Annotated in this window: 23 protein-coding genes; 13 read left to right on the top strand and 10 right to left on the bottom strand. The window is 57.6% G+C overall.

Annotated features, from left to right (window positions below; translation table 11 throughout):
* Position 1 precedes the first annotated feature (1 nt).
* Complete coding sequence (locus LINBF2_RS10675) at positions 2 to 436, top strand: hypothetical protein (protein WP_281888774.1); 435 nt, start codon at positions 2 to 4, stop codon at positions 434 to 436.
* A 28-nt stretch (positions 437 to 464) separates the two neighbouring features.
* Here LINBF2_RS10675 and LINBF2_RS10670 read toward each other — a convergent pair whose 3' ends face one another.
* Positions 465 to 662: a hypothetical protein gene (locus tag LINBF2_RS10670; RefSeq protein ID WP_104801265.1), complete on the bottom strand. Its 198-nt coding sequence runs from the start codon at positions 660 to 662 to the stop codon at positions 465 to 467.
* A gap of 20 nt (positions 663 to 682) precedes the next feature.
* Between LINBF2_RS10670 and LINBF2_RS10665 the strand changes: the two genes are divergently transcribed.
* From LINBF2_RS10665 to ccmI, 10 genes are read left to right on the top strand one after another with little or no spacing between them, the layout of a single operon-like run.
* Entirely contained in the window at positions 683 to 1,606 is a 924-nt protein-coding gene (locus tag LINBF2_RS10665) for a GNAT family N-acetyltransferase (RefSeq protein ID WP_281888772.1), read from the top strand.
* Between the two features lie 3 nt (positions 1,607 to 1,609).
* Positions 1,610 to 2,248 carry a cytochrome c biogenesis heme-transporting ATPase CcmA gene (gene ccmA, locus LINBF2_RS10660; protein ID WP_104801263.1) on the top strand — a complete coding sequence of 213 codons (639 nt, stop codon included), beginning with the start codon at positions 1,610 to 1,612 and terminating at the stop codon, positions 2,246 to 2,248.
* Complete coding sequence (ccmB, locus tag LINBF2_RS10655; protein ID WP_281888769.1) at positions 2,245 to 2,916, top strand: heme exporter protein CcmB; 672 nt, start codon at positions 2,245 to 2,247, stop codon at positions 2,914 to 2,916. The genes ccmA and ccmB overlap by 4 nt, the downstream gene beginning before the upstream one ends.
* Positions 2,913 to 3,656 (top strand): heme ABC transporter permease CcmC, encoded by a 744-nt coding sequence (ccmC, locus tag LINBF2_RS10650; RefSeq protein ID WP_104801262.1) that lies wholly within the window; start codon positions 2,913 to 2,915, stop codon positions 3,654 to 3,656. Before ccmB ends, ccmC begins: the two co-directional genes overlap by 4 nt.
* The gene (gene ccmD / locus LINBF2_RS10645) at positions 3,653 to 3,859 is read left to right on the top strand and encodes a heme exporter protein CcmD (RefSeq protein WP_104801261.1); all 207 of its coding nucleotides are present in this window, start codon (positions 3,653 to 3,655) and stop codon (positions 3,857 to 3,859) included. The genes ccmC and ccmD overlap by 4 nt, the downstream gene beginning before the upstream one ends.
* On the top strand, positions 3,859 to 4,329 hold the full coding sequence (ccmE, locus tag LINBF2_RS10640) for a cytochrome c maturation protein CcmE (RefSeq protein WP_104801260.1): 471 nt from the start codon (positions 3,859 to 3,861) through the stop codon (positions 4,327 to 4,329). Before ccmD ends, ccmE begins: the two co-directional genes overlap by 1 nt.
* Positions 4,326 to 6,245, top strand: coding sequence for a heme lyase CcmF/NrfE family subunit (locus tag LINBF2_RS10635; protein WP_281888765.1), 1,920 nt, complete (start codon positions 4,326 to 4,328; stop codon positions 6,243 to 6,245). The genes ccmE and LINBF2_RS10635 overlap by 4 nt, the downstream gene beginning before the upstream one ends.
* Positions 6,242 to 6,823 (top strand): DsbE family thiol:disulfide interchange protein, encoded by a 582-nt coding sequence (locus LINBF2_RS10630; RefSeq protein WP_104801258.1) that lies wholly within the window; start codon positions 6,242 to 6,244, stop codon positions 6,821 to 6,823. Before LINBF2_RS10635 ends, LINBF2_RS10630 begins: the two co-directional genes overlap by 4 nt.
* Positions 6,820 to 7,374, top strand: coding sequence for a cytochrome c-type biogenesis protein (locus tag LINBF2_RS10625; RefSeq protein ID WP_104801257.1), 555 nt, complete (start codon positions 6,820 to 6,822; stop codon positions 7,372 to 7,374). Before LINBF2_RS10630 ends, LINBF2_RS10625 begins: the two co-directional genes overlap by 4 nt.
* A 1-nt stretch (position 7,375) precedes the next feature.
* Positions 7,376 to 8,716 (top strand): c-type cytochrome biogenesis protein CcmI, encoded by a 1,341-nt coding sequence (ccmI, locus tag LINBF2_RS10620; RefSeq protein ID WP_146100166.1) that lies wholly within the window; start codon positions 7,376 to 7,378, stop codon positions 8,714 to 8,716.
* 105 nt (positions 8,717 to 8,821) lie between these two features.
* Here the strand turns inward: ccmI and LINBF2_RS10615 are convergent, their stop codons facing one another.
* The 7 genes from LINBF2_RS10615 to LINBF2_RS10585 all read right to left on the bottom strand — a co-directional run bounded on the left by LINBF2_RS10615 (position 8,822) and on the right by LINBF2_RS10585 (position 14,283).
* Positions 8,822 to 9,415: a response regulator transcription factor gene (locus tag LINBF2_RS10615; protein ID WP_104801255.1), complete on the bottom strand. Its 594-nt coding sequence runs from the start codon at positions 9,413 to 9,415 to the stop codon at positions 8,822 to 8,824.
* A 22-nt stretch (positions 9,416 to 9,437) separates the two neighbouring features.
* Complete coding sequence (locus tag LINBF2_RS10610) at positions 9,438 to 10,634, bottom strand: tryptophan--tRNA ligase (RefSeq protein ID WP_104801254.1); 1,197 nt, start codon at positions 10,632 to 10,634, stop codon at positions 9,438 to 9,440.
* 2 nt (positions 10,635 to 10,636) lie between these two features.
* The gene (locus LINBF2_RS10605) at positions 10,637 to 11,308 is read right to left on the bottom strand and encodes a site-2 protease family protein (RefSeq protein ID WP_104801253.1); all 672 of its coding nucleotides are present in this window, start codon (positions 11,306 to 11,308) and stop codon (positions 10,637 to 10,639) included.
* A gap of 46 nt (positions 11,309 to 11,354) precedes the next feature.
* Positions 11,355 to 11,990, bottom strand: coding sequence for an L-threonylcarbamoyladenylate synthase (locus LINBF2_RS10600; RefSeq protein ID WP_281888758.1), 636 nt, complete (start codon positions 11,988 to 11,990; stop codon positions 11,355 to 11,357).
* A gap of 66 nt (positions 11,991 to 12,056) precedes the next feature.
* Positions 12,057 to 12,914 (bottom strand): 3',5'-nucleoside bisphosphate phosphatase, encoded by an 858-nt coding sequence (locus tag LINBF2_RS10595; protein ID WP_281888756.1) that lies wholly within the window; start codon positions 12,912 to 12,914, stop codon positions 12,057 to 12,059.
* A 4-nt stretch (positions 12,915 to 12,918) separates the two neighbouring features.
* Complete coding sequence (locus tag LINBF2_RS10590) at positions 12,919 to 13,737, bottom strand: TatD family hydrolase (RefSeq protein ID WP_281888754.1); 819 nt, start codon at positions 13,735 to 13,737, stop codon at positions 12,919 to 12,921.
* A gap of 30 nt (positions 13,738 to 13,767) precedes the next feature.
* Positions 13,768 to 14,283, bottom strand: coding sequence for an Rrf2 family transcriptional regulator (locus LINBF2_RS10585; RefSeq protein WP_281888752.1), 516 nt, complete (start codon positions 14,281 to 14,283; stop codon positions 13,768 to 13,770).
* Between the two features lie 127 nt (positions 14,284 to 14,410).
* Here LINBF2_RS10585 and nhaR point away from each other — a divergent pair, with 127 nt between their 5' ends.
* Positions 14,411 to 15,307: a transcriptional activator NhaR gene (gene nhaR, locus LINBF2_RS10580; RefSeq protein WP_104801249.1), complete on the top strand. Its 897-nt coding sequence runs from the start codon at positions 14,411 to 14,413 to the stop codon at positions 15,305 to 15,307.
* Here nhaR and lolD read toward each other — a convergent pair.
* A complete protein-coding gene (gene lolD, locus LINBF2_RS10575; protein ID WP_281888749.1) occupies positions 15,304 to 16,047 on the bottom strand; it encodes a lipoprotein-releasing ABC transporter ATP-binding protein LolD in 744 nt (247 codons plus the stop codon). The two genes, nhaR and lolD, sit on opposite strands and share 4 nt — an antisense overlap.
* On the bottom strand, positions 16,044 to 17,315 hold the full coding sequence (locus tag LINBF2_RS10570) for a lipoprotein-releasing ABC transporter permease subunit (RefSeq protein ID WP_281888747.1): 1,272 nt from the start codon (positions 17,313 to 17,315) through the stop codon (positions 16,044 to 16,046). Before LINBF2_RS10570 ends, lolD begins: the two co-directional genes overlap by 4 nt.
* A 73-nt stretch (positions 17,316 to 17,388) precedes the next feature.
* On the opposite strand from LINBF2_RS10570, the gene LINBF2_RS10565 reads away from it, so the two are divergent.
* On the top strand, positions 17,389 to 18,465 hold the full coding sequence (locus LINBF2_RS10565; RefSeq protein WP_281888745.1) for a hypothetical protein: 1,077 nt from the start codon (positions 17,389 to 17,391) through the stop codon (positions 18,463 to 18,465).

The raw sequence follows: 18,465 nt of genomic DNA, 5'->3' as shown, positions 1-18,465 counted from the left end.
TATGACTCAAATCCATGTCCGATTGCTTCAAGCTGTGCTGCTGGCAGTGGCCTTGTTTGCCGCGCCTGCATTTGCACAGACTTTCAAAATGCCTTGCGAGGTGGAAGCCACCATTCCCGCGATGGAGGACGTGAAGATCAAGCCACAAAAAGTGCTGATTGAAATTCAATCCTTGGGCAAAAACATCTTCTTAAAGATGAATGGCCCCGAGCCCTATTTGTTGGTGGCCAATAGCTTGGCCACCGAAGAGTACACGGGCAAAAACTTAACGACTGCCAAAGAAATGGGGGCGTTTCGCAAACACAAGGTGACAGGTGCAGAGTCAGAGATTCGCATCGATCAAGCCACGGTGGTCGTGACGGCGTATCACGACACCACCTACATGGGCAAAAAAGTGCGCATGAACATCACAGGGCCTTGCAGCGTGCCCCGTTGAGGCCGTGCAGACAACGATGGCTCAGTCTTTAAAACCAGCACCAAAAACCGGTGCAGTTGCCCGTGATTTGCTGAATGAGCAAATCCACCACGCTGCTGATGACCAGCAGGGGCAAACCCACATACACAAACACCCACAGCACAAACACCAGCGTGAGGCGGGGTTCTTCCAAGCGATGACCCATCACGGTCTCGGCTTGTCGGCGAAGGCGAAGTTTGTTCAACATGGTGTGAGGATTTTAGGCGCATGAAAGTCAACTGGGACACCCTGAGCTATCCCGAGTGGGACGCACACCATGCCGCCGCCACTGCACCCTTGCAGCAAGACTGGGCCTATGGCGCATGCATGAAAACGCTGGGCGTGGGTGTGCTGCGTGCGTTGGTCGAACAAGACGGCGCACCCGTGGCCTTGGCCCAATTCATCGTGCGCCGCATGGTGGGCGGCTTGGCCAATATGGCACTTTGTTCGCTGGGGCCAGTGTGGCTTCAGCCCTTGTCGGGTGCTGACAAAGCGCGTGTTTACAAAGCGCTCAAGCAAACCATTCCTTTGAAAAACCTGCGGGTGGTCGCGTTCACGCCGCTCGAAGCACAAGGCCCCGAGTTGGGCCTCTCGCGCTGGCGTCGTGTGATGACAGGGCACAGCACGGTGATGCTTGACCTCACCTTGTCGATGGACGAGTTGCGCGCGCAGTTGGATAAGCGCTGGCGTCACCGCTTGGGAGGCGCTGAAAACTCTGAGCTCACCGTTCACCGCGTGGGCACGAATGCGGGCCAATACCGTTGGCTTTTGGACGCTGAAATGCAGCAACGTGAGCAACGCGGCTTGCATGGCTTGCCCTTGCACTTCTTCGACTTGTATGTGCCATCGCGCCAACAACCTGCCAAAACTATTTTGACCATGCGTGCCGACGTGGGCCGCGATCGCGTGGCGGGCATGATGTTTTTGATTCATGGCGAGGCGGCCACCTACCAAGTGGGTTGGACCAGCGACGCAGGCCGCGACTTGCATGCCCACAATTTGATTTTGTGGAAAGGCATCGAAGAGTTGCGCGCGCGCGGTGTGCGCAAGCTCGACCTTGGCGGTGTCAACACCACGCGCAGCGCCGGCATTGCGCGTTTCAAGATGAGCACGGGCGGCCAAGTGCTGACCTGCGCAGGGACCTTCATTTAAACCATGCTGCGCATTTCTAATCTCTCATGCAGCCGTGGCAATAAGCCGCTGTTTGCCGAAGTCAGTTTCGAGCTGAAAGCGGGTCAAGCCTTGCACCTAGAGGGTGACAACGGCGTGGGTAAAACCAGTTTGCTGCGCATCGTGTGTGGTTTGTCACCTGCCGATGCGGGCGAGGTGTGCTGGCACGACAAAACTATTCAACAAAATGCCGCTGCATTTCGTTCATCACTGTTTTATTTGGGTCACGGCTTGTCGCTCAAAGAAGAGTTAAGCGCTTTGGAAAACCTCATGTCAGATGCCGCCGTGTCTGGCCGCACCCTCAGCCAGCAGCAAGCCTTGGTGGCTTTGGCCCGTATGGGTTTGCGCGGGCGCGAGCACTTGCCGCTGCGCGTGATGTCGCAAGGCCAAAAGCGTCGCACGGCTTTGGCCCGTTTGTTGGCCAGCCAAGCCCCGTTGTGGGTGTTGGACGAGCCCTTTGTGGCTTTGGATGTGAAAGCGGTTGACGGCCTGCGTGGTTTGTTGGCCGAGCATGTGACCAACGGCGGCATGGTGTTGTTCACCAGTCATCAGCCTGTGGCACTGACCAACGCCAATGGCACATCGGTCGATGTGCAAACTTACCGATTGAGAGGCGTGGCATGAGTGGCGGCGCGTTCATGGCCGTGTTGCGGCGCGATTTGCTGTTGGCCATGCGCCGCAAGAGCGAGGTGCTGACGGCGGTGTTTTTCTTTGTGGTGGTGGCCGCCTTGTTTCCGTTGGGCATTGGCCCTGAGTTGAATACCTTGCGCTTGGTGGCCCCCGGCGTGCTGTGGGTGGGCGCGTTGCTGTCGAGTATGTTGGCGCTTCAACGTTTGTTTGAGGCGGATTACCGCGACGGCACGCTGGAACAAATGGCTTTGTCGCCTACGCCAATGTCCTTACTGATCAGTGCCAAACTCTTGGCGCATTGGCTGGTCTCAGGGGTGCCGTTGGTATTATTGGCTCCAGTTTTAGGGCTGCAATTTGACCTCTCGGCCGATGCCCTGATGACCCTCACTTTGGCCCTGTTGTTGGGCACTCCCGTTTTGTCTTTGGTGGGCGGCATTGGTGCTGCGTTGACTTTGGGTGTGCGTGGCGGCGGGGTGTTGCTCTCGCTGTTGGTGTTGCCTTTGTTCATCCCTGTGTTGGTGTTTGGTGCTGGCGCAGTTGAGGCGCAAGCCAGTGGTTTGGGAGCGCAGGCGCATTTGTCGATCTTGATGGCCATGCTGTTGCCTGCAGCCTTTTTCAGCCCGTTTGCATGTGCAGCGGCTTTACGGATCGCGTTGGAATGAAGAATATCAATTGGTTTTATTACGCAGCACCGCAAACCTTTTATGGTTTGGCGGGCAAGGCGTGGCCTTGGTTTGCTGCATTAGCAACCTTGCTGATGCTGGTGGGCATGTGGCTGGGCTTTGCTGTGGCCCCCACGGATTTTCAGCAAGGCGAGGGCTACCGCATCATCTTCGTGCATGTGCCTGCGAGCTGGATGTCGATGGTCATTTACTTGGCCATGGCGTTTTGGAGCGTGTTGGGCCTGACCTTCAACACACGCCTGTCGGGCATGATGACGCGCGCTTTGGCCCCCACCGGTGCACTGTTTGCTTTTCTGTCGCTGTGGACCGGCGCACTTTGGGGCAAGCCCATGTGGGGTGCTTGGTGGGTGTGGGATGCTCGCCTCACGTCTGAGCTGATTTTGTTTTTCTTGTACTTGGGCTACATCGCCTTGACGTCGGCCATTGACGACACACGCCGCAGCGACCGCGCCGGTGCACTGATTGCCATCGTGGGTGCGATCAACGTGCCCATCATTTACTTTTCGGTGAAGTGGTGGAACACCTTGCACCAAGGCGCTTCGGTGTCGGTGACGCAAGGCTCAAGCATGGCAGCCATCATGCTCTGGAGCATGTTGCTCATGGCTTTGGCGTTTTGGTTCTATACCGTGGCGCTGGTTCTATATCGCGTGCGCACGCTCATCTTGCAGCGCGAGAGCCACGCCACTTGGGTGCACGAACTCGAAGAGGTGAAGCCATGAGGTGGGAAAGCTGGAGCCAGTTTTGGGCCATGGGCGGCTACGCCGTGTATGTGTGGGGCAGCGTGGGTGTGACGGCGTTGCTCTTGGCCGTGGAAGTTTGGCAAGCCCGCTGGGCGCACCGTGTTGTGTTGAATCAATTGAAAGCCGAGCAGGCTGTGGCTCAATTGCTCGCCAAAGAGTCACCTGTTGAGGAATTGATGTGATGAAACCCAGAACCAAACGATTTGCACTGATTGCTGCTGGCATTGTGGTGTTGTGCGCAGCAGCAGCTTTTGTGCTGAATGCCTTTCAAAGTAATTTGGTGTTCTTCTTCACGCCCACGCAAGTGAGCAAGGGTGAAGCCCCCAAGGGGCGTACCTTCCGAGCAGGTGGCATGGTGAAAGAGGGCAGCCTGGTGCGCGATGGCAACACCGTGCGCTTTGTCATCACCGACACCGTGCATGAAATGCCCGTGACCTATGTGGGCCTGTTGCCTGATTTGTTCAAAGAAGGCAAAGGCGTGGTGTCGCAGGGCAAACTGGGTGACGACGGCATGTTCGTGGCCAGCGAAGTGCTGGCGAAGCATGACGAAAACTACATGCCACCTGAAGCCCAACACGCGATGGACGAAGCGGCGGCTGCCAAAGCTGCCAAGTCTGTGCAAACGCCAGCCCCCATCAAAGGCAACCCATGATTCCAGAACTCGGTAATTTCGCGCTCATGCTGGCCGCCTTGGTGGCGGTGATGCAGGGCGTGCTGCCCATTGCAGGCACTTTGGTGCGCAATCCGCAAACGCAAGTCACCTTGCAATCATTGGCCCGACCAACAGCGGCTTTGCAGTTTGTGTTGGTGGCGTTTGCTTTCGGTGCATTGGCGTCGGCATTTTTGAACAACGATTTCTCAGTGTTGTACGTGTCGCAGCACTCCAACTCCTTGTTGCCCAAGCCCTACCAATTTGCTGCAGTGTGGGGTGGCCATGAAGGCTCACTCTTGCTTTGGGTGTTGTTGCTGTCGTTGTGGACGGTGGCCGTGGCGGTGTTCTCGCGCAGCTTGCCACTCGATATGGTGGCGCGGGTGATTGGCGTGTTGGGTTTGATTTCGGTTGGCTTTTTACTCTTCATCTTGACCACCTCCAACCCGTTTGAGCGTTTGTTGCCTGCGGCTTTGGACGGTAAAGATTTGAATCCGCTTTTGCAAGACCCAGGTTTGGTCATTCACCCGCCCATGCTCTACATGGGCTATGTGGGCATGGCTGTGGCGTTTGCATTTGCGGTAGCTGCCCTGATGAGCGGTCGTTTGGATGCTGCTTGGGCACGCTGGTCGCGTCCATGGACGGTGGTGGCTTGGACTTTCTTGACCTTTGGCATTGGCCTCGGTTCTTGGTGGGCGTATTACGAACTCGGCTGGGGCGGCTGGTGGTTTTGGGACCCGGTAGAAAACGCTTCGCTCATGCCTTGGTTGGTCGGCACAGCACTCATTCACTCGCTGATGGTCACAGAGAAGCGCGGCAGCTTTAAGGCTTGGACTGTGTTGCTGGCCATTGCGGCGTTCTCGTTGTCGCTGCTGGGCACGTTTTTGGTTCGCTCAGGCGTGTTGACTTCAGTTCATGCATTTGCGTCTGACCCTAAGCGCGGTGTGTTTATTTTGGTCTTCTTGGCGGTGGTGGTGGGCGCTTCGCTCACGCTGTTCGCTTGGCGTGCGCCACGCGTGGCCTTGGGTGGTCGCATGGAGCTGGTGTCGCGTGAGTCATTCTTGTTGGCCAACAGCGTGTTGCTGGTGGTGGCCACCGCAGCGGTGTTGCTGGGCACGATTTACCCGCTCATCATTGATGCGCTCAACATGGGCAAGTTGTCGGTCGGCCCGCCTTACTTCAATGCCGTGTTTGCGCCGCTGCTCGTGCCGACTGTGTTCTTGATGATTCCGGGTTCGGTGGCGCGTTGGCGTGATGCCAATGTGCGTGAGATTGCGCACAAGCTGCGTTGGACGTTTGCGGGTGCGGTTGCCTTGGCTGTGCTGTTGCCATTCGTGTTGGGTGGCTGGTCCATCGGCGCTGCGTTTGGTTTGTTCCTCGGTTGTTGGGTGGCCTTGGGCACAGCCCAGCAAGTGTTAGAGCGTTTGCACAAGCCTGGCCGTATTGGCGCCTCCTTTTGGGGGCAGCACATCGCCCACTTCGGAATGGCAGTGTTGGTCATCGGCATCACCGGCGTCAAGTGCTACGAGGTGGAGCGTGATGTGCGTATGCACATTGGTGACGTGGTGACGATTGCGCCCTACACCTTCCGCTTGAACTCGCTCGACGAAGTGCGCGGCCCCAACTACAAGGCCGTGCGTGCCGATGTGCAAGTGCTGCGCAACGACAAGATCATCGAAATTCTGCAGCCTGAAAAACGTCGCTATTTCTCATCTGCCATGGCCATGACAGAAGCTGGCATTGATTCGGGCTTTATGCGCGATTTGTATGTGTCATTGGGCGAGCCGCTGGACGACGCACGCACCGAGTGGAGCATGCGCGTGTACTACAAGCCCTTTGTGCCGTGGCTGTGGGGTGGCGTGCTGTTGATGGTGTTGGGTGGCGTGTTGGCGGCGCTCGACCGGAGATACCGCAAATGAAAAAGGTTTTGATTCCGCTGGTGCTGTTCATCGGCCTCGTGGTTTTTTTGGCCGTGGGCTTGAAGCGCGACCCGCGTGAAATCCCATCGCCCTTGATTGGTAAGCCTGCGCCACATTTCACCTTGTTCACGCTTGAACCGGGCGACGCCAAGTTTTCACCCATCGACATGCAAGGCCAAGTGTGGATGCTCAATGTGTGGGCCACTTGGTGTGTAGCCTGCCGCGAAGAACACCCCGTGCTGGTGGCGTTTTCTGAGAAGAATCAAGTGCCGATCGTGGGTTTGAGCTACAAAGAAATTCAACCGCAAGACGCCGCCTACAAAGCGCCGTTTGAAGAGAAGCTCAAGCTCGCACGCGAGCGCAGTCAAGTCTGGCTCAAGCGTCATGGCAACCCTTATGTGACCTCCGTCATGGACCTCGATGGCCGCGTGGGCATCAACTACGGTGTGTATGGCGTGCCCGAGACCTACGTCATCGACAAGGCCGGTGTGATTCGCTACAAGTTTGTCGGTGCGGTCACGCCCGCGTTGCTGGCTGAAAAAATCTTGCCTTTGATTGCGGAGTTGAACAAATCATGAAACGTGTGTGGATGAATGGCGCCTTGAGTTGCGTTTATGCGCTCAGCGTTTCAATGGCGATCTGGTTCACCCCGCAGGCAGCTTTGGCGCAAGCAACGTCTGCTTCGTTGGCTCTTGAGCCAGCAATGGCTGCGTCTTCAGGCTTGGTGGTGGGGCGTGAAGCGCCACTCATGGCGGAAGACCCGAAACTCGAAGCTCGCTTAGTGGACATCTCGCAAGAGTTGCGTTGCATGGTGTGCCAAAACGAATCCTTGGCTTCCTCGCACGCCGAGTTGGCCGACGACCTGCGTAACGAAGTGCGCGAGCTGATTCGCTCGGGCAAGTCTGATCAAGAGGTGAAAGATTTTCTGGTGTCGCGTTATGGCGACTTTGTGCTGTATCGCCCCGAGGTCAAGCCTTTGACTTGGGTGTTGTGGTTTGGTCCGTTTTTGTTGCTGGTCGTCGCCGCTATTTTCTTGGGTGTGTACTTGCGTCAACGTCGCGCTTTGGCTGCACCTGTCGCCATGACGGACGACGAACGCGAACGCGCCAAGCAACTGTTGAAAGGTTGATGTGAATCCCGCACTCGCTTTTATTTATGTCGCCGTGGCCATGATGGCCTTGGTGTTGATTGTGTTGAGCGTGGCGCTGTGGCGTGGCTCGCAACAGGGCGCACGTTTGGCTGCCAGCCAAGCCGATGCCATCAACCACCCCGCACAAGCCAATGCCGCGGTGTACCGCGACCAAATGGCCGAACTCGACCGCGAGTTTGTGATGGGTAACTTGAGCTATGAAGAGCTCAAAGCCGCGCGTGACGAACTGTCGCAACGCTTGTTGGCCGATGTCGGTGTCGATGGTCTGACCGATAAGGCAACCCCTCATGTGTCGAATTTGCCCTCTGCGTCTGGTGCCGCGTTGTGGCGCAAGCCTTGGCTGAGTATTGCCTTGTTGGTGTTTGTGGTGCCTGTGTCGTCCCTGCTGATGTACAGCGTGTTGGGCGAACCCGCCGCGCTCGATCCCATGGCTTTGAAGCAAGGTGTGGATTCATCTGCCGAAGTCACCCCCGAGAAGTTGACCGAAATGGCCACTGCACTCACGCGCCGTTTGCAAGACGAACCCAACAGCATGGAAGGCTGGGTCATGCTGGGGCGCGTTCAGCGTGCACGTGGACACTTTGAAGAGTCTGCAGAGGCTTATGCCAAAGCCTTGGCGCTGAGCCGTGATGACAACCTGTCTATTGAGCGTGCCGAAGTGTTGGCGCAAAAAAATGGCGGCAGCTTTGCGGGTGAGCCTTGGTCCATCATTCAACGTGTGCTCACAGCTGATCCCCACCACTTGAACGCCTTGTTCTTGGCTGGCAGTGCGTCGTATGCCGAGATGAATTTCAATACCGCCTTGCGCTACTGGGAGCGTGCCCGAGAAGTGGTGTCCGCTGATTCACCCGATGCACCCGAGCTAGACCGTGCCATTGCAGAAGCCCGTAGCAAGATGGGTTTACCGGCCATTCCGCCACGCGCTGTCAGTGCAGTTGAAACGCAAGCTAGCAAGGTTGCCATGGCCACTAGCAGCATCAGTGGCCGCGTGACCTTGGTCAAAGAGCTTCAAGGCTTGGTAGCACCTACAGACACCGTGTTTGTGTACGCCACACCAGTGGCCGGCTCACGCATGCCTGTGGCTATCGTGCGCACCACTGCGGATAAATTGCCTTTTGACTTTGTGCTCGACGACAGCACCGCTATGAACCCTAGCGCCAAGCTCTCGGGCATGGACGAGGTGACTGTGCGTGTTCGCATTTCAAAGAGCGGTCAAGCGGTTGCGCAAGCGGGTGACTATGGCGTGAGCCTCACGCCCGTGAAGCCCGGCAGCAAAGGCCTGAACTTGATGGTGCGTGACACCTTGCAGACGACGCCGTAAATCACACGCTTAAAACGCACGCCTGAATTTACTTTTAGGTTTGCGCAATGACAAAGGCCCCGCAGTCAAAAACTGCGGGGCCTTTGTTTGATGGGTGTTAGCTAGTTACAGCAAACCGTTCATGCGGGCAAAGTGCAGTGTTTGGGTGCGACTCTTCACATCCAAGCGACGGAACAAACGCCACAAGTGAACTTTGACCGTGTGTTCGCTGATCTCCAACTCGGCGGCAATATCGCGGTTGCTCAAACCACGGTCCAGCATGACGATGAGTTGTTTTTGACGCTTAGACAGCTTGGTCTCGCCCACAGCCACCACAGCTTCTTCGTCGCCGTTTTCAGCCGCAAACAAGCCATGGATGGCAGCAGAAATTTCGTTGGCAGGGGTGGACTTCTCGATGTAAATGTCAGCACCAGCTTCGATACAGGTCTCTTCAGCTTCGCCAGCAGGCATCGAAGAAATCACAGCCAAAGGTACAGTGCCATACATGGTCTTGATGTCTTTGACGGCTGAGGTGCCTTTCACGCCAGGCAACAACAAGTCGAGCACAAACAGCTCAGGCTCACCGTTTTTGATGATGGCAGCTTGCAATTCGCTGAACTTTTCTAATTCGATGACTTTCGATGCGGGACGCATACGGCGCAACAACATGGCGATGGCTTGGCGAACCAAAGGATGGTCGTCAATGATGTACATACTCATTTTTATTACTCCTGAATCAATATTAGTAGTTTAGCCCCATTGCGGAGCGAACATCCTGCATGGTTTCCCGCGCTGTTTTACGAGCTTTTTCAGTACCTGCGTCCACAATCTCACGCACAATTTTCGGGTTGCTGATGTAGGGCTCAGCACGCTCGAGCATGGGTTGCTGCTCGCGCAAGATGGCTTCGATGATGGGTTGTTTGCATTCCAAGCAACCAATGCCAGCTGTTTTGCAGCCTTGCGTCACCCATTCACGTTGGGCCGCATCGCTGTAGACCATGTGGAATTGCCACACAGGGCATTTGTCGGGGTTGCCCACGTCGGTGCGTTTTTGGCGCGCGGGGTCGGTGGGCATGCGCTTGACCTTTTGCTCAATCGTGGCGCGGTCTTCGCGAATGGCAATCGAGTTGTTGTAGCTCTTGCTCATCTTGGCGCCGTCCAGGCCCGGCAGCTTGCTGGCTTCGGTCAGCAGTGCGTGGGGTTCGGTCAAGATGACTTTGCCTGTGCCTTTGAAGTAGCCTTCCAAGCGCTCGCGGTCTTGCCCGTCGAGTTCGGGCGCTGAAGCGATGTAGCCGAGCGCACCTTCCATGGCTTTGGCGTCTCCTGTTTCTTGGTAGGCCTTGCGGGACTTCTCAAAGCGTTTGATGCTGTCTTTGGGAAGTTTGGCCAGCGAAGCCTGCACTTTTTCTTCGGCGTTGATTTCGCGGCCATAGAGGTGATTGAAACGGCGCGCGGCTTCGCGCGTCAGCTCCACATGGCTGGCTTGGTCTTCGCCCACTGGCACATGCTTGGCTTTGTAAATCAAGATGTCTGCGGCTTGTAGCAAGGGGTAACCCAAGAAGCCATAGGTGGCCAAGTCTTTGTCCTTGAGTTTTTCTTGTTGGTCTTTGTAGGTGGGCACGCGTTCCAACCAACCCAGCGGTGTACCCATGGCCAAGAGCGTGAACAACTCGGCATGCTCAGGAATGCGGCTTTGCAAGAAGATGGTGCAAGCGTTGGGGTCTAGGCCGGCGGCGAGCCAGTCGATCACCATCTCGTACACGTTCTTCTCAATCACCTCACGGTTTTCGTAGTGCGTGGTCAGGGCGTGCCAGTCGGCCACGAAGTAGAAGCAATCCATCTGAGACTGCAAACGCACCCAGTTTTTCAAAGCGCCGTGGTAGTGGCCTAAATGCAAAGCACCCGTGGGGCGCATGCCGGAGAGAACGCGTTCTTTCATGTTCAAGGCTTCAGTAAAAATTCAAATGGACTGAGCATGAGGCTCAGCAACTCAAAGGTCAGGGTCATGATGGGTGCCATCCACAAGCTGTCGACGACTTTCAACACCACCAAGGCCATCACGATGTAAAAGCCATAAGGCTCGACGCGTGAGAACCACACGGCTTGCTTCCAAGGCAGCAAGCCCACCACGATGCGACCCCCGTCGAGCGGTGGCAGCGGGAACAAATTAAAGGCAAACATGACGGCGTTCACCTTCACACCGGCTTTGCAAACCTCAATGAAATAGCGTTCTTCCACACCCGCAGCAATCAAGCCGTACATGGCGAAGGCCCATACAAAGGCTTGCAGGAAGTTGATGGCAGGGCCAGCCAGCGCCACCCAAATCATGTCGCGTTTGGGATGGTGCAAACGGCCAAAATTGACAGGCACAGGGCGCGCGTAACCAAATAGAAAGTTACCACCCGTGGCCAAAAACAACACGATGGGCATGACCAGTGTGCCCATGGGGTCGATGTGCGGCATGGGGTTGAGCGTCACGCGGCCCATCATCCAAGCCGTGTTGTCGCCGCGTAAGTGCGCGACATAGCCGTGGGCAGCTTCGTGCAGCGTGATGGCAAACACCACGGGCAGGCCGTAAATAAGAATGGTTTGAATCAGGTCAGGGAAATTCACAACGTCATTGTCGCATTCAACACTTTGGGTCTAGCTGCGGAGCGGCTTACAGGCCCAAAGTGCTCAGTGGGCCGCGTCCTTCGCGGATGACCTCGGGGTCCCCGCCGCCGTCCATGGGGGTGAGGTCCACCACGGTGGTGGGTTCGAGTGCACAGGCTCCTGCATCAATCACGGCGGCAAGGTCGTGCTCAAAACGGTCGCGAATTTCTTCGGCATCGTTCATCGGTTCGGTCTCGCCGGGGGGGATGAGCGTGGTGGCTAGCAGCGGCGCGCCGTGAAGTTCGAGCAAGTCGAGCAGTGTTTTGTTCAGCGGCACGCGCAGGCCAATGGTTTTGCGCTGTGGGTGGCTGACGCGGCGAGGCACTTCTTTGGTGGCTTCCAAGATGAAGGTGTAGGCCCCAGGTGTGGCCGCTTTGAGCAGGCGGTATTGGCGGTTGTCCACGCGGGCGTAGTTGGCCAGTTCAGACAAGTCGCGGCACATCAAGGTGAGGTGGTGCTTGTCATCCACTTGGCGAATTCGGCGCATGTGCTCGACTGCAGCTTTGTCGTCCAAGTGGCAGACCAGGGCGTAGCTTGAATCTGTCGGCACGGCCACGATGCCGCCGCGCTCCAGCAGTTGCACGGCTTGTTTGAGCAAGCGGGGTTGTGGGTTATCAGGGTGGACTTGAAGAAACTGAGCCATGAGCGGGTAAGCCGAAAAGTGAGCAAGTGTGGTGGCCAGCACCACTGAGTTGTGAAGGGAATGCGCTTATTGAATGCGGTCAGCCAGGGCTTCCCACACAGGGGTGAGTTGGCCGGGTAGCCAAGGTAGTGTGCCTAGGTCAATGCGACTCTCCGAGGGACTATGGAAATCGCTGCCGCGCGAGGCAAATAAATCAAACTCTTTGGCCATGTCGGCATAGGTCACATATTCAGCTACCGAGTGACTGCCCGTGACCACTTCCACGCCTTGGCCGCCGTGGTTTTTGAATTCAGTGAACAGCGCAAACTCTTCGTTGGGCGTGAAGCCATAGCGCGCAGGGTGGGCGATGACCGCCATGCCTCTGGCCTGAACAATCCACTGCACCGCGTCTTTGAGCGAGGCCCAACGGTGCGGCACAAAGCCGGGGTTGCCTTCGGTCAAGAAGCGGCGAAAAACTTCGTTGGTGTCTTGGCATGCGCCCGTTTCTACGAGGAAGCGGGCAAAGTGGGTGCGAGAAATCAGCTCATGGTTGCCTGCGTATTTCAGGGCGCCTTCGTACGCGCCGTGAATGCCAACTTTGGCTAGGCCTTCTGACATTTCTTTGGCACGCTCGCTGCGACCACCGCGTGTTTGGAGTAGGCCTTTTTGGAGCTGCTCGTCATGCGCGTCAAAACCGAGGCCCACGATGTGCACGGTTTTGTTGGCGAAGGTGATGGAGATTTCCACGCCTGTCAGGTACTTCATACCAGCGGCCTGCGCTGCAGCGAGTGCGCGGTCTTGGCCGCCCACTTCGTCGTGGTCGGTCAAGGCCCATAACTCGACACCATTGGCTTTGGCACGAGCAGCTAACTGCTCAGGTGTGAGCGTGCCATCCGAGACCACGGAGTGGCAGTGCAGGTCAGCGTTGAGGATGGAGGAAGTCACGCCTTCATTGTAGGCGTGGCAAGGCTTCTCGCGCATTGGCGCTGGTGGCAGCGGCCAGCGCTTCTAAGGGAATGCCGCGCAGCTCGGCCAGCACTTGGGCGATGCGCGGCAGCTCGGCGGGTTCGTTGCGGCCTTGGGGTTGGCCTGCAGTGCGTTGCTCGGCGGTGGTGTACAGCCAATGCGGGGGAATGTCGGGTGCATCGGTTTCGAGCACGATGGCTGAGAGCGGCAGCTCGGTGGCCAAGCGGCGCAGTTGCAAGGCGCGGTCATAGGTCAGTGCGCCGCCAAAGCCGAGCTTGAAGCCCAAGGCGATGAAGGCTTGTGCTTGTTGCACGCTGCCATTGAACGCATGGGCTATGCCGCCCACCACCGGCGTGTCGCGCAACCCTTTCAGCAGCAGGTCGGCACTGCGGCGCACATGCAAGATGACGGGCAGCTGGTGTTGCTGCGCGAGCTTGAGTTGGGCTTTGTAAAAGCGTTGCTGCTGGGCCAGTGCTTCGGGGATGTTGAGCTCAGGCACAAAACCATCGAGGCCAATTTCACCCACGGCCACCAAACGTGGGTCGTGGCGGTGGGTGTGCAGCGCCGCATCGAGTTGTGCCACATGCGCCTCGGTGGCTTGGGGGGTGTAGAGCGGGTGAATGCCCAAGGCATAAGCGTCTTGCTGGGCGTGGGCCAGCAAGCGCACGGTGTCAAAGTTGGCTACTTCAACGGCGGGAATCACACACATGGTCACGCCCGCCGCGCGTGCTCGCAGATGCACGGTAGCTCGGTCGGGCTCAAACTCGGCAGCGTCTAAGTGCGCGTGCGTGTCGATCCACATGAATCAGTGCCAAGGCCAGGCTGGCTGGCCTTAGGCATTGCCCAGCGCAAAGACTGAGTTAGGCACTTTGGGTAAAGCCGATGCTGCTGGTTTTTGCGCAAACACACCACGTTTAGGTGAGTTATTGCTGGGTACGCTGCCGCCTTTGGACAGCTGAGCCGCAATGAGGCTGTGCAAGCTGATGGACTGCATGTGGTCATCCATTTTTTGATTCAGCGTGGACCACAGCTCTTCGGCCGACACATAGCCGTTTTGCTCGGCATCGGCAGGCAGCTGCTCTTTCTCGTCGGGGCTGTTGACCGCATAAATGATGTCGGCCACGCTGATGTGGTTGGCATCACGGTTAAGGGTATAGCCGCCGCCGGGGCCGCGCGTGCTTTCCACCAGCCCGTGCTGACGCATCTTGCTGAAGATTTGTTCGAGGTAGGAGATCGAGATGTGCTGGCGCTGGCTGATGGCGGCCAATGACACAGGGCCTTGGTGCTGGCGCAAACCCATGTCAATCATGGCGGTGACGGCAAAACGGCTCTTGGTACTCAAACGCATGGAATCCTCCTATCGGTTCTGGTGCTGACGTCTGTCAGCTGAGGGGGACTTTAAACACAAAAACACTTCGTGTAAATTCGTATTTATTGTTTTATTTATTCGAAAAAAACGAAGTTTAATGGGGTCTATGAATTTCAAGCACTTGTATTATTTTTGGGTCACAGCCCGTGCGGGCGGCATCATGCGCGCGGGTGAGCAGTTGCACACCACGCCACAAACCCTGTCTGGGCAAATCAAGTTGCTCGAAGAAAGCTTGGGTCGCAAGCTGTTTCGCAAAAGCGGTCGCCAGCTGGAGCTGACCGAAGACGGGCGCAAGGCGTTGAGTTATGCCGACGATATTTTTGCCTTGGGCTCCGAGCTGAAAGCCGCCATGGCCAACACCCAAGCGGGCGTGAGGACGTTGGAGTTTCGGGTGGGCGTGGCTGATTCAGTGGCCAAGTCAGTGGCCTACCGGCTGCTTGAGCCCGCTTTGTCTATAGCCGAGCCGGTGCGCTTGATTGGCAGCGAAGGCAAGTTTCCAGACCTACTGGCGCAGCTGGCGTTGCACCGGCTCGATTTGGTGATTGCCGATGAGCCGCTGTCTAAGCGCATCAGCGTGAAAGCGTTTAACCACGAGTTGGGCACCACGCCCATGAGTTTTTTTTGCACGCCAGCGTTGCGCGCCACTTTGAAAGGCAAGTTTCCGCAGTGTTTGCATGACGCGCCCATGTTGATTCAAGGCTCATCGTCCTCAGTACGGCAGCAATTGGACGGTTGGCTGGTCCGCCACAAAATTCAACCGCGCGTGGTGGGTGAGTTTGACGATGGCGCGCTGATGACGGCGTTTGGCCGCGAGGGGCGGGGGGTGTTCATGTCGCCCGGCATTTTGGAAGACGAGACCGTGGCCCATTACGGGGTAGAGGTGATGGGCCGCAGCGATGAGTTGGTGGAAGAGTTTTTTGCGGTGTCGGTGGAGCGCCGCATTTCGCACCCGTGTGTGGCGGCGATCACGCAAAACGCGCGAGGCCGTTTGTTCAGCGGCTAAATTAGCAGACCTTCGTTGAACGCTTGAAGCGCCTGCCGTGCGTTAGCTGGGTTGCACACGCCTGCACTCAAGTGCAGCTGGCGGTCGCAGCGCGCCGCCAAGGCGATGTCATGTGTCACCAGCACAAAGGCGGTGTTGTGCTCGCGGGCCAGTTGCAGCATGAGGGCAAACACGTTGTCTGCGGTGTTGCGGTCCAAGTTGCCGGTGGGTTCATCGGCCAGCACGCAAGCAGGGCGTGTCACCAAAGCACGGGCAATCGCCACACGTTGGCGTTCACCGCCTGACAACTCGGCAGGGCGGTGGTGCATGCGGGGGCCAAGGCCCACGGCTTCGAGCATGGCCTGCGCTTGGGCGCTGGCAGCGGCGCGGTCCATGCGGCGAATCCACAGGGGCATGGCCACGTTGTCGAGTGCGCTGAACTCAGGTAACAGGTGGTGGAACTGATACACAAAGCCCAAGTGTTGGTTGCGCAAGTCGCCCAAGGCGGCGGCACTTAAGCCAGCCAAGGGTTGGCCCATCAAAGACACAGAGCCAGTGCTTGGCTCGTCCAAGCCACCCAACACATGCAGCAAGGTGCTTTTGCCCGAGCCGGATGAGCCGACGATGGCCAGTGTTTCGCCAGGGTTGACTGACAGATCAACGTTTTGCAGCACGGTCACATCCAGCGACCCTTCGGTGAAGCGGCGGCTGATGTTGTTGGCGGTGAGAACAGGTGTGTGGTTTGTCATAGCAAGCCTCATTCGTAGCGCAAGGCTTGAGCAGGGTTCACGCGGCTGGCGCGCCAACTGGGGTAAATCGTAGCTAAGAAGGCCAGTACCAAAGAGATGATGGCAATCGGCCAAATGTCGCCCGCTTGCGGGTCGCTCGGCATGCGGCTGATGAGGTAAATATCGCGTGGCAAGAAGCTGGCGCCCAACAGGTTTTCAATGGCAGGCACGATGACATCAATGTTGAAGGCCACGCTCAGGCCTAGCAGCAAACCACCCAATGTGCCCAACACGCCTACCGTTGCGCCTTGCACCACAAAGATGGCCATGATGCTTTTGGGGCTTGCACCCAGTGTGCGCAAGATGGCAATGTCCGCGCGTTTGTCGGTCACCGTCATCACCAGCGTGGTGACGAGGTTGAACGCCGCCACCGCCACGATGAGCGTGAGGATGATGAACATCATGCGTTTTTCCACTTGCACTGCAGCAAACCACGTGCGGTTTTGGCGTGTCCAATCGCGCACGATCACGTCCGGGCCGAGTTGCATGGCCAAGTCATAGGCCACGCTGCGGGCTTGCTGGCTGTCTTTGATTTTTAAGCGCACGCCCGTGGGCGCTTCGAGGCGGAAGATGCGCTGTGTGTCGTCAATGTGGAGCAGCGCCAAAGACGCGTCGTATTCGTAATGGCCCGAATCAAAAATGCCAGACACGTGCAACTGCTTCAAGCGCGGCATCACACCCGCTGGGGTGACTTGTCCGCCCGGTGCGATGAGGGTAATTTGGTCGCCCACGCGCACGCCCATAGCCATGGCCAGCTCGCCGCCTAACACCACGTTGAAGCTGCCGGGCTGCAAAGTGGCGCGTACCTCGGGCGGAATTTGCAAGGTGAAGTCGCTCACCTGTGTTTCGGGCTCGGGGTCAATGCCGCGCACTATGGCGCCGCGCATGTCTTCGCCACGCGCCATCAGGGCTTGTTGCGACACGAAGGGGGCTGCGGCCACGACTTCGGTGTTTTGTTTGGCTTGGGTGATGAGCGCATTCACATCCGCAAAGCCTTCGCCACCAGGCGCGAGCAGCTCAATGTGTGACACCACGGCCAGCATGCGGTCACGCACTTCCTTTTGAAAACCGTTCATCACACTGAGCACGATGATGAGCGCCGCCACACCCAGCGCAATGCCCAGCATAGACACGCCCGAGATGAACGAAATAAAACCGTTGCGGCCTGCGACTTTGCCAGCGCGTGTGTAGCGCCAGCCAATCAGCAGTTCGTAGGGGAGTTTGGAAGAAGTGGTTTGCATGTGGGCTGGATTATCCCGTAGTGAAAAGCATGCCTTTTTAAACCGGTTGGCGGCATCACGGACAATCGAGGTTATGACTTCTGTGCTGACCTCTGTGCCACCCAACGCCGCGCGCGACACAACCCTGATTCCCTTCTCGCTGTGGATTGCCCACGGCCCCGAGGCCTCGGTGTTGGCCAAAGCTGAGCTGCCGAATTTGCGTGCGTGGCTGGCGCAGGCTCGACGTGTGGATGTGCAAGTAGATCAAGTGCAAGAGCCTTTGCTCGCCACACTGTCGCCGCCGCATGAACGCGCTTGGGCGATCGCCGCTGGGTGGCCAACGCAGGATGGGTGTTTGCCATGGGCTGCGCGAGCGGCGGCTGCGCTGGATGGACAAGACACTCACGCCAGTGTTGCGCCTACCGCATCGCCATCTGGCTGGGCCTTCATCACCCTGTGCAACTGGCACGTGAGCAATGGCCAAGTCACGCTGGGCGACCCCGCGTATTTGCAAATTGACGACGCCACAGACGCTACGCTGTTCAAAGCCATGCACAGTTTTTTTGCCGAAGACGGCATTGCCTTGCATCCCTATAAGCCAGGCCTGTGGCTGGCGCAATCGCCACTGTTGGCTGACTTGCCCACTGCTTCGCTAGACCGTGTGATTGGTCGCAACATCGACCCGTGGCTCGTTGGCAGCCACACCTCGGCGGAGTTGCTCAGCCCCGCTGCCAAACTGCTGCGTCGTTTGCAAAACGAAATGCAAATGTTGCTTTACACCCATCCCGTCAATGACGGCCGCAGTTTGACCATCAACTCGTTTTGGGTGCACGGCACAGGCGCTTTGCCTAACGATTCAACGGGTGGCAGCGTGGCCGCAGCGAACCAGCCTGTACAACAAGAGCCCGCTGTCATTCACACCCTGCGTCAAAGCGCGTTGCAGCAAGACCTTATTGGTTGGCTGGACGCGTGGCAACACGTCGATGCCCACGTCATCGCACCCATGCTGGCGCGTGTGGCCGCAGGCGAACCGCAGCGTTTGGTGTTGTGCGGCGAGCATGAGTTTCATGTGTACGACAGCGCCGCGCCATCGCTGTGGCAACGCGTGCGTACGCGCTTCGCTCCTACTTCTTTAGACACCGTGTTGGCCGTTGCGCCCTTGAAAGACTAA

This window comes from Limnohabitans sp. TEGF004, from assembly GCF_027924965.1.
Lineage (GTDB): Bacteria > Pseudomonadota > Gammaproteobacteria > Burkholderiales > Burkholderiaceae_C > Limnohabitans.
The sequence above is the reverse complement of the archived record's forward strand: the minus strand, read 5'-3'. Positions and strand labels throughout refer to the sequence as shown.

Bases quoted from the DNA above. Each gene is read 5' to 3' on its own strand.
- LINBF2_RS10585 (WP_281888752.1), bottom strand. From the start codon at position 14,283: ATGCGTTTGAGTACCAAGAGCCGTTTTGCCGTCACCGCCATGATTGAC.
- ccmE (WP_104801260.1), top strand. From the start codon at position 3,859: ATGAAACCCAGAACCAAACGATTTGCACTGATTGCTGCTGGCATTGTG.
- LINBF2_RS10670 (WP_104801265.1), bottom strand. From the start codon at position 662: ATGTTGAACAAACTTCGCCTTCGCCGACAAGCCGAGACCGTGATGGGT.
- LINBF2_RS10570 (WP_281888747.1), bottom strand. From the start codon at position 17,315: ATGCAAACCACTTCTTCCAAACTCCCCTACGAACTGCTGATTGGCTGG.
- LINBF2_RS10600 (WP_281888758.1), bottom strand. From the start codon at position 11,990: ATGGCTCAGTTTCTTCAAGTCCACCCTGATAACCCACAACCCCGCTTG.
- ccmC (WP_104801262.1), top strand. From the start codon at position 2,913: ATGAAGAATATCAATTGGTTTTATTACGCAGCACCGCAAACCTTTTAT.
- LINBF2_RS10675 (WP_281888774.1), top strand. From the start codon at position 2: ATGACTCAAATCCATGTCCGATTGCTTCAAGCTGTGCTGCTGGCAGTG.
- LINBF2_RS10615 (WP_104801255.1), bottom strand. From the start codon at position 9,415: ATGAGTATGTACATCATTGACGACCATCCTTTGGTTCGCCAAGCCATC.
- ccmD (WP_104801261.1), top strand. From the start codon at position 3,653: ATGAGGTGGGAAAGCTGGAGCCAGTTTTGGGCCATGGGCGGCTACGCC.
- LINBF2_RS10635 (WP_281888765.1), top strand. From the start codon at position 4,326: ATGATTCCAGAACTCGGTAATTTCGCGCTCATGCTGGCCGCCTTGGTG.
- LINBF2_RS10565 (WP_281888745.1), top strand. From the start codon at position 17,389: ATGACTTCTGTGCTGACCTCTGTGCCACCCAACGCCGCGCGCGACACA.
- LINBF2_RS10665 (WP_281888772.1), top strand. From the start codon at position 683: ATGAAAGTCAACTGGGACACCCTGAGCTATCCCGAGTGGGACGCACAC.
- LINBF2_RS10610 (WP_104801254.1), bottom strand. From the start codon at position 10,634: ATGAAAGAACGCGTTCTCTCCGGCATGCGCCCCACGGGTGCTTTGCAT.
- LINBF2_RS10590 (WP_281888754.1), bottom strand. From the start codon at position 13,737: ATGTGGATCGACACGCACGCGCACTTAGACGCTGCCGAGTTTGAGCCC.
- ccmB (WP_281888769.1), top strand. From the start codon at position 2,245: ATGAGTGGCGGCGCGTTCATGGCCGTGTTGCGGCGCGATTTGCTGTTG.
- ccmA (WP_104801263.1), top strand. From the start codon at position 1,610: ATGCTGCGCATTTCTAATCTCTCATGCAGCCGTGGCAATAAGCCGCTG.
- LINBF2_RS10625 (WP_104801257.1), top strand. From the start codon at position 6,820: ATGAAACGTGTGTGGATGAATGGCGCCTTGAGTTGCGTTTATGCGCTC.
- LINBF2_RS10630 (WP_104801258.1), top strand. From the start codon at position 6,242: ATGAAAAAGGTTTTGATTCCGCTGGTGCTGTTCATCGGCCTCGTGGTT.
- lolD (WP_281888749.1), bottom strand. From the start codon at position 16,047: ATGAGGCTTGCTATGACAAACCACACACCTGTTCTCACCGCCAACAAC.
- nhaR (WP_104801249.1), top strand. From the start codon at position 14,411: ATGAATTTCAAGCACTTGTATTATTTTTGGGTCACAGCCCGTGCGGGC.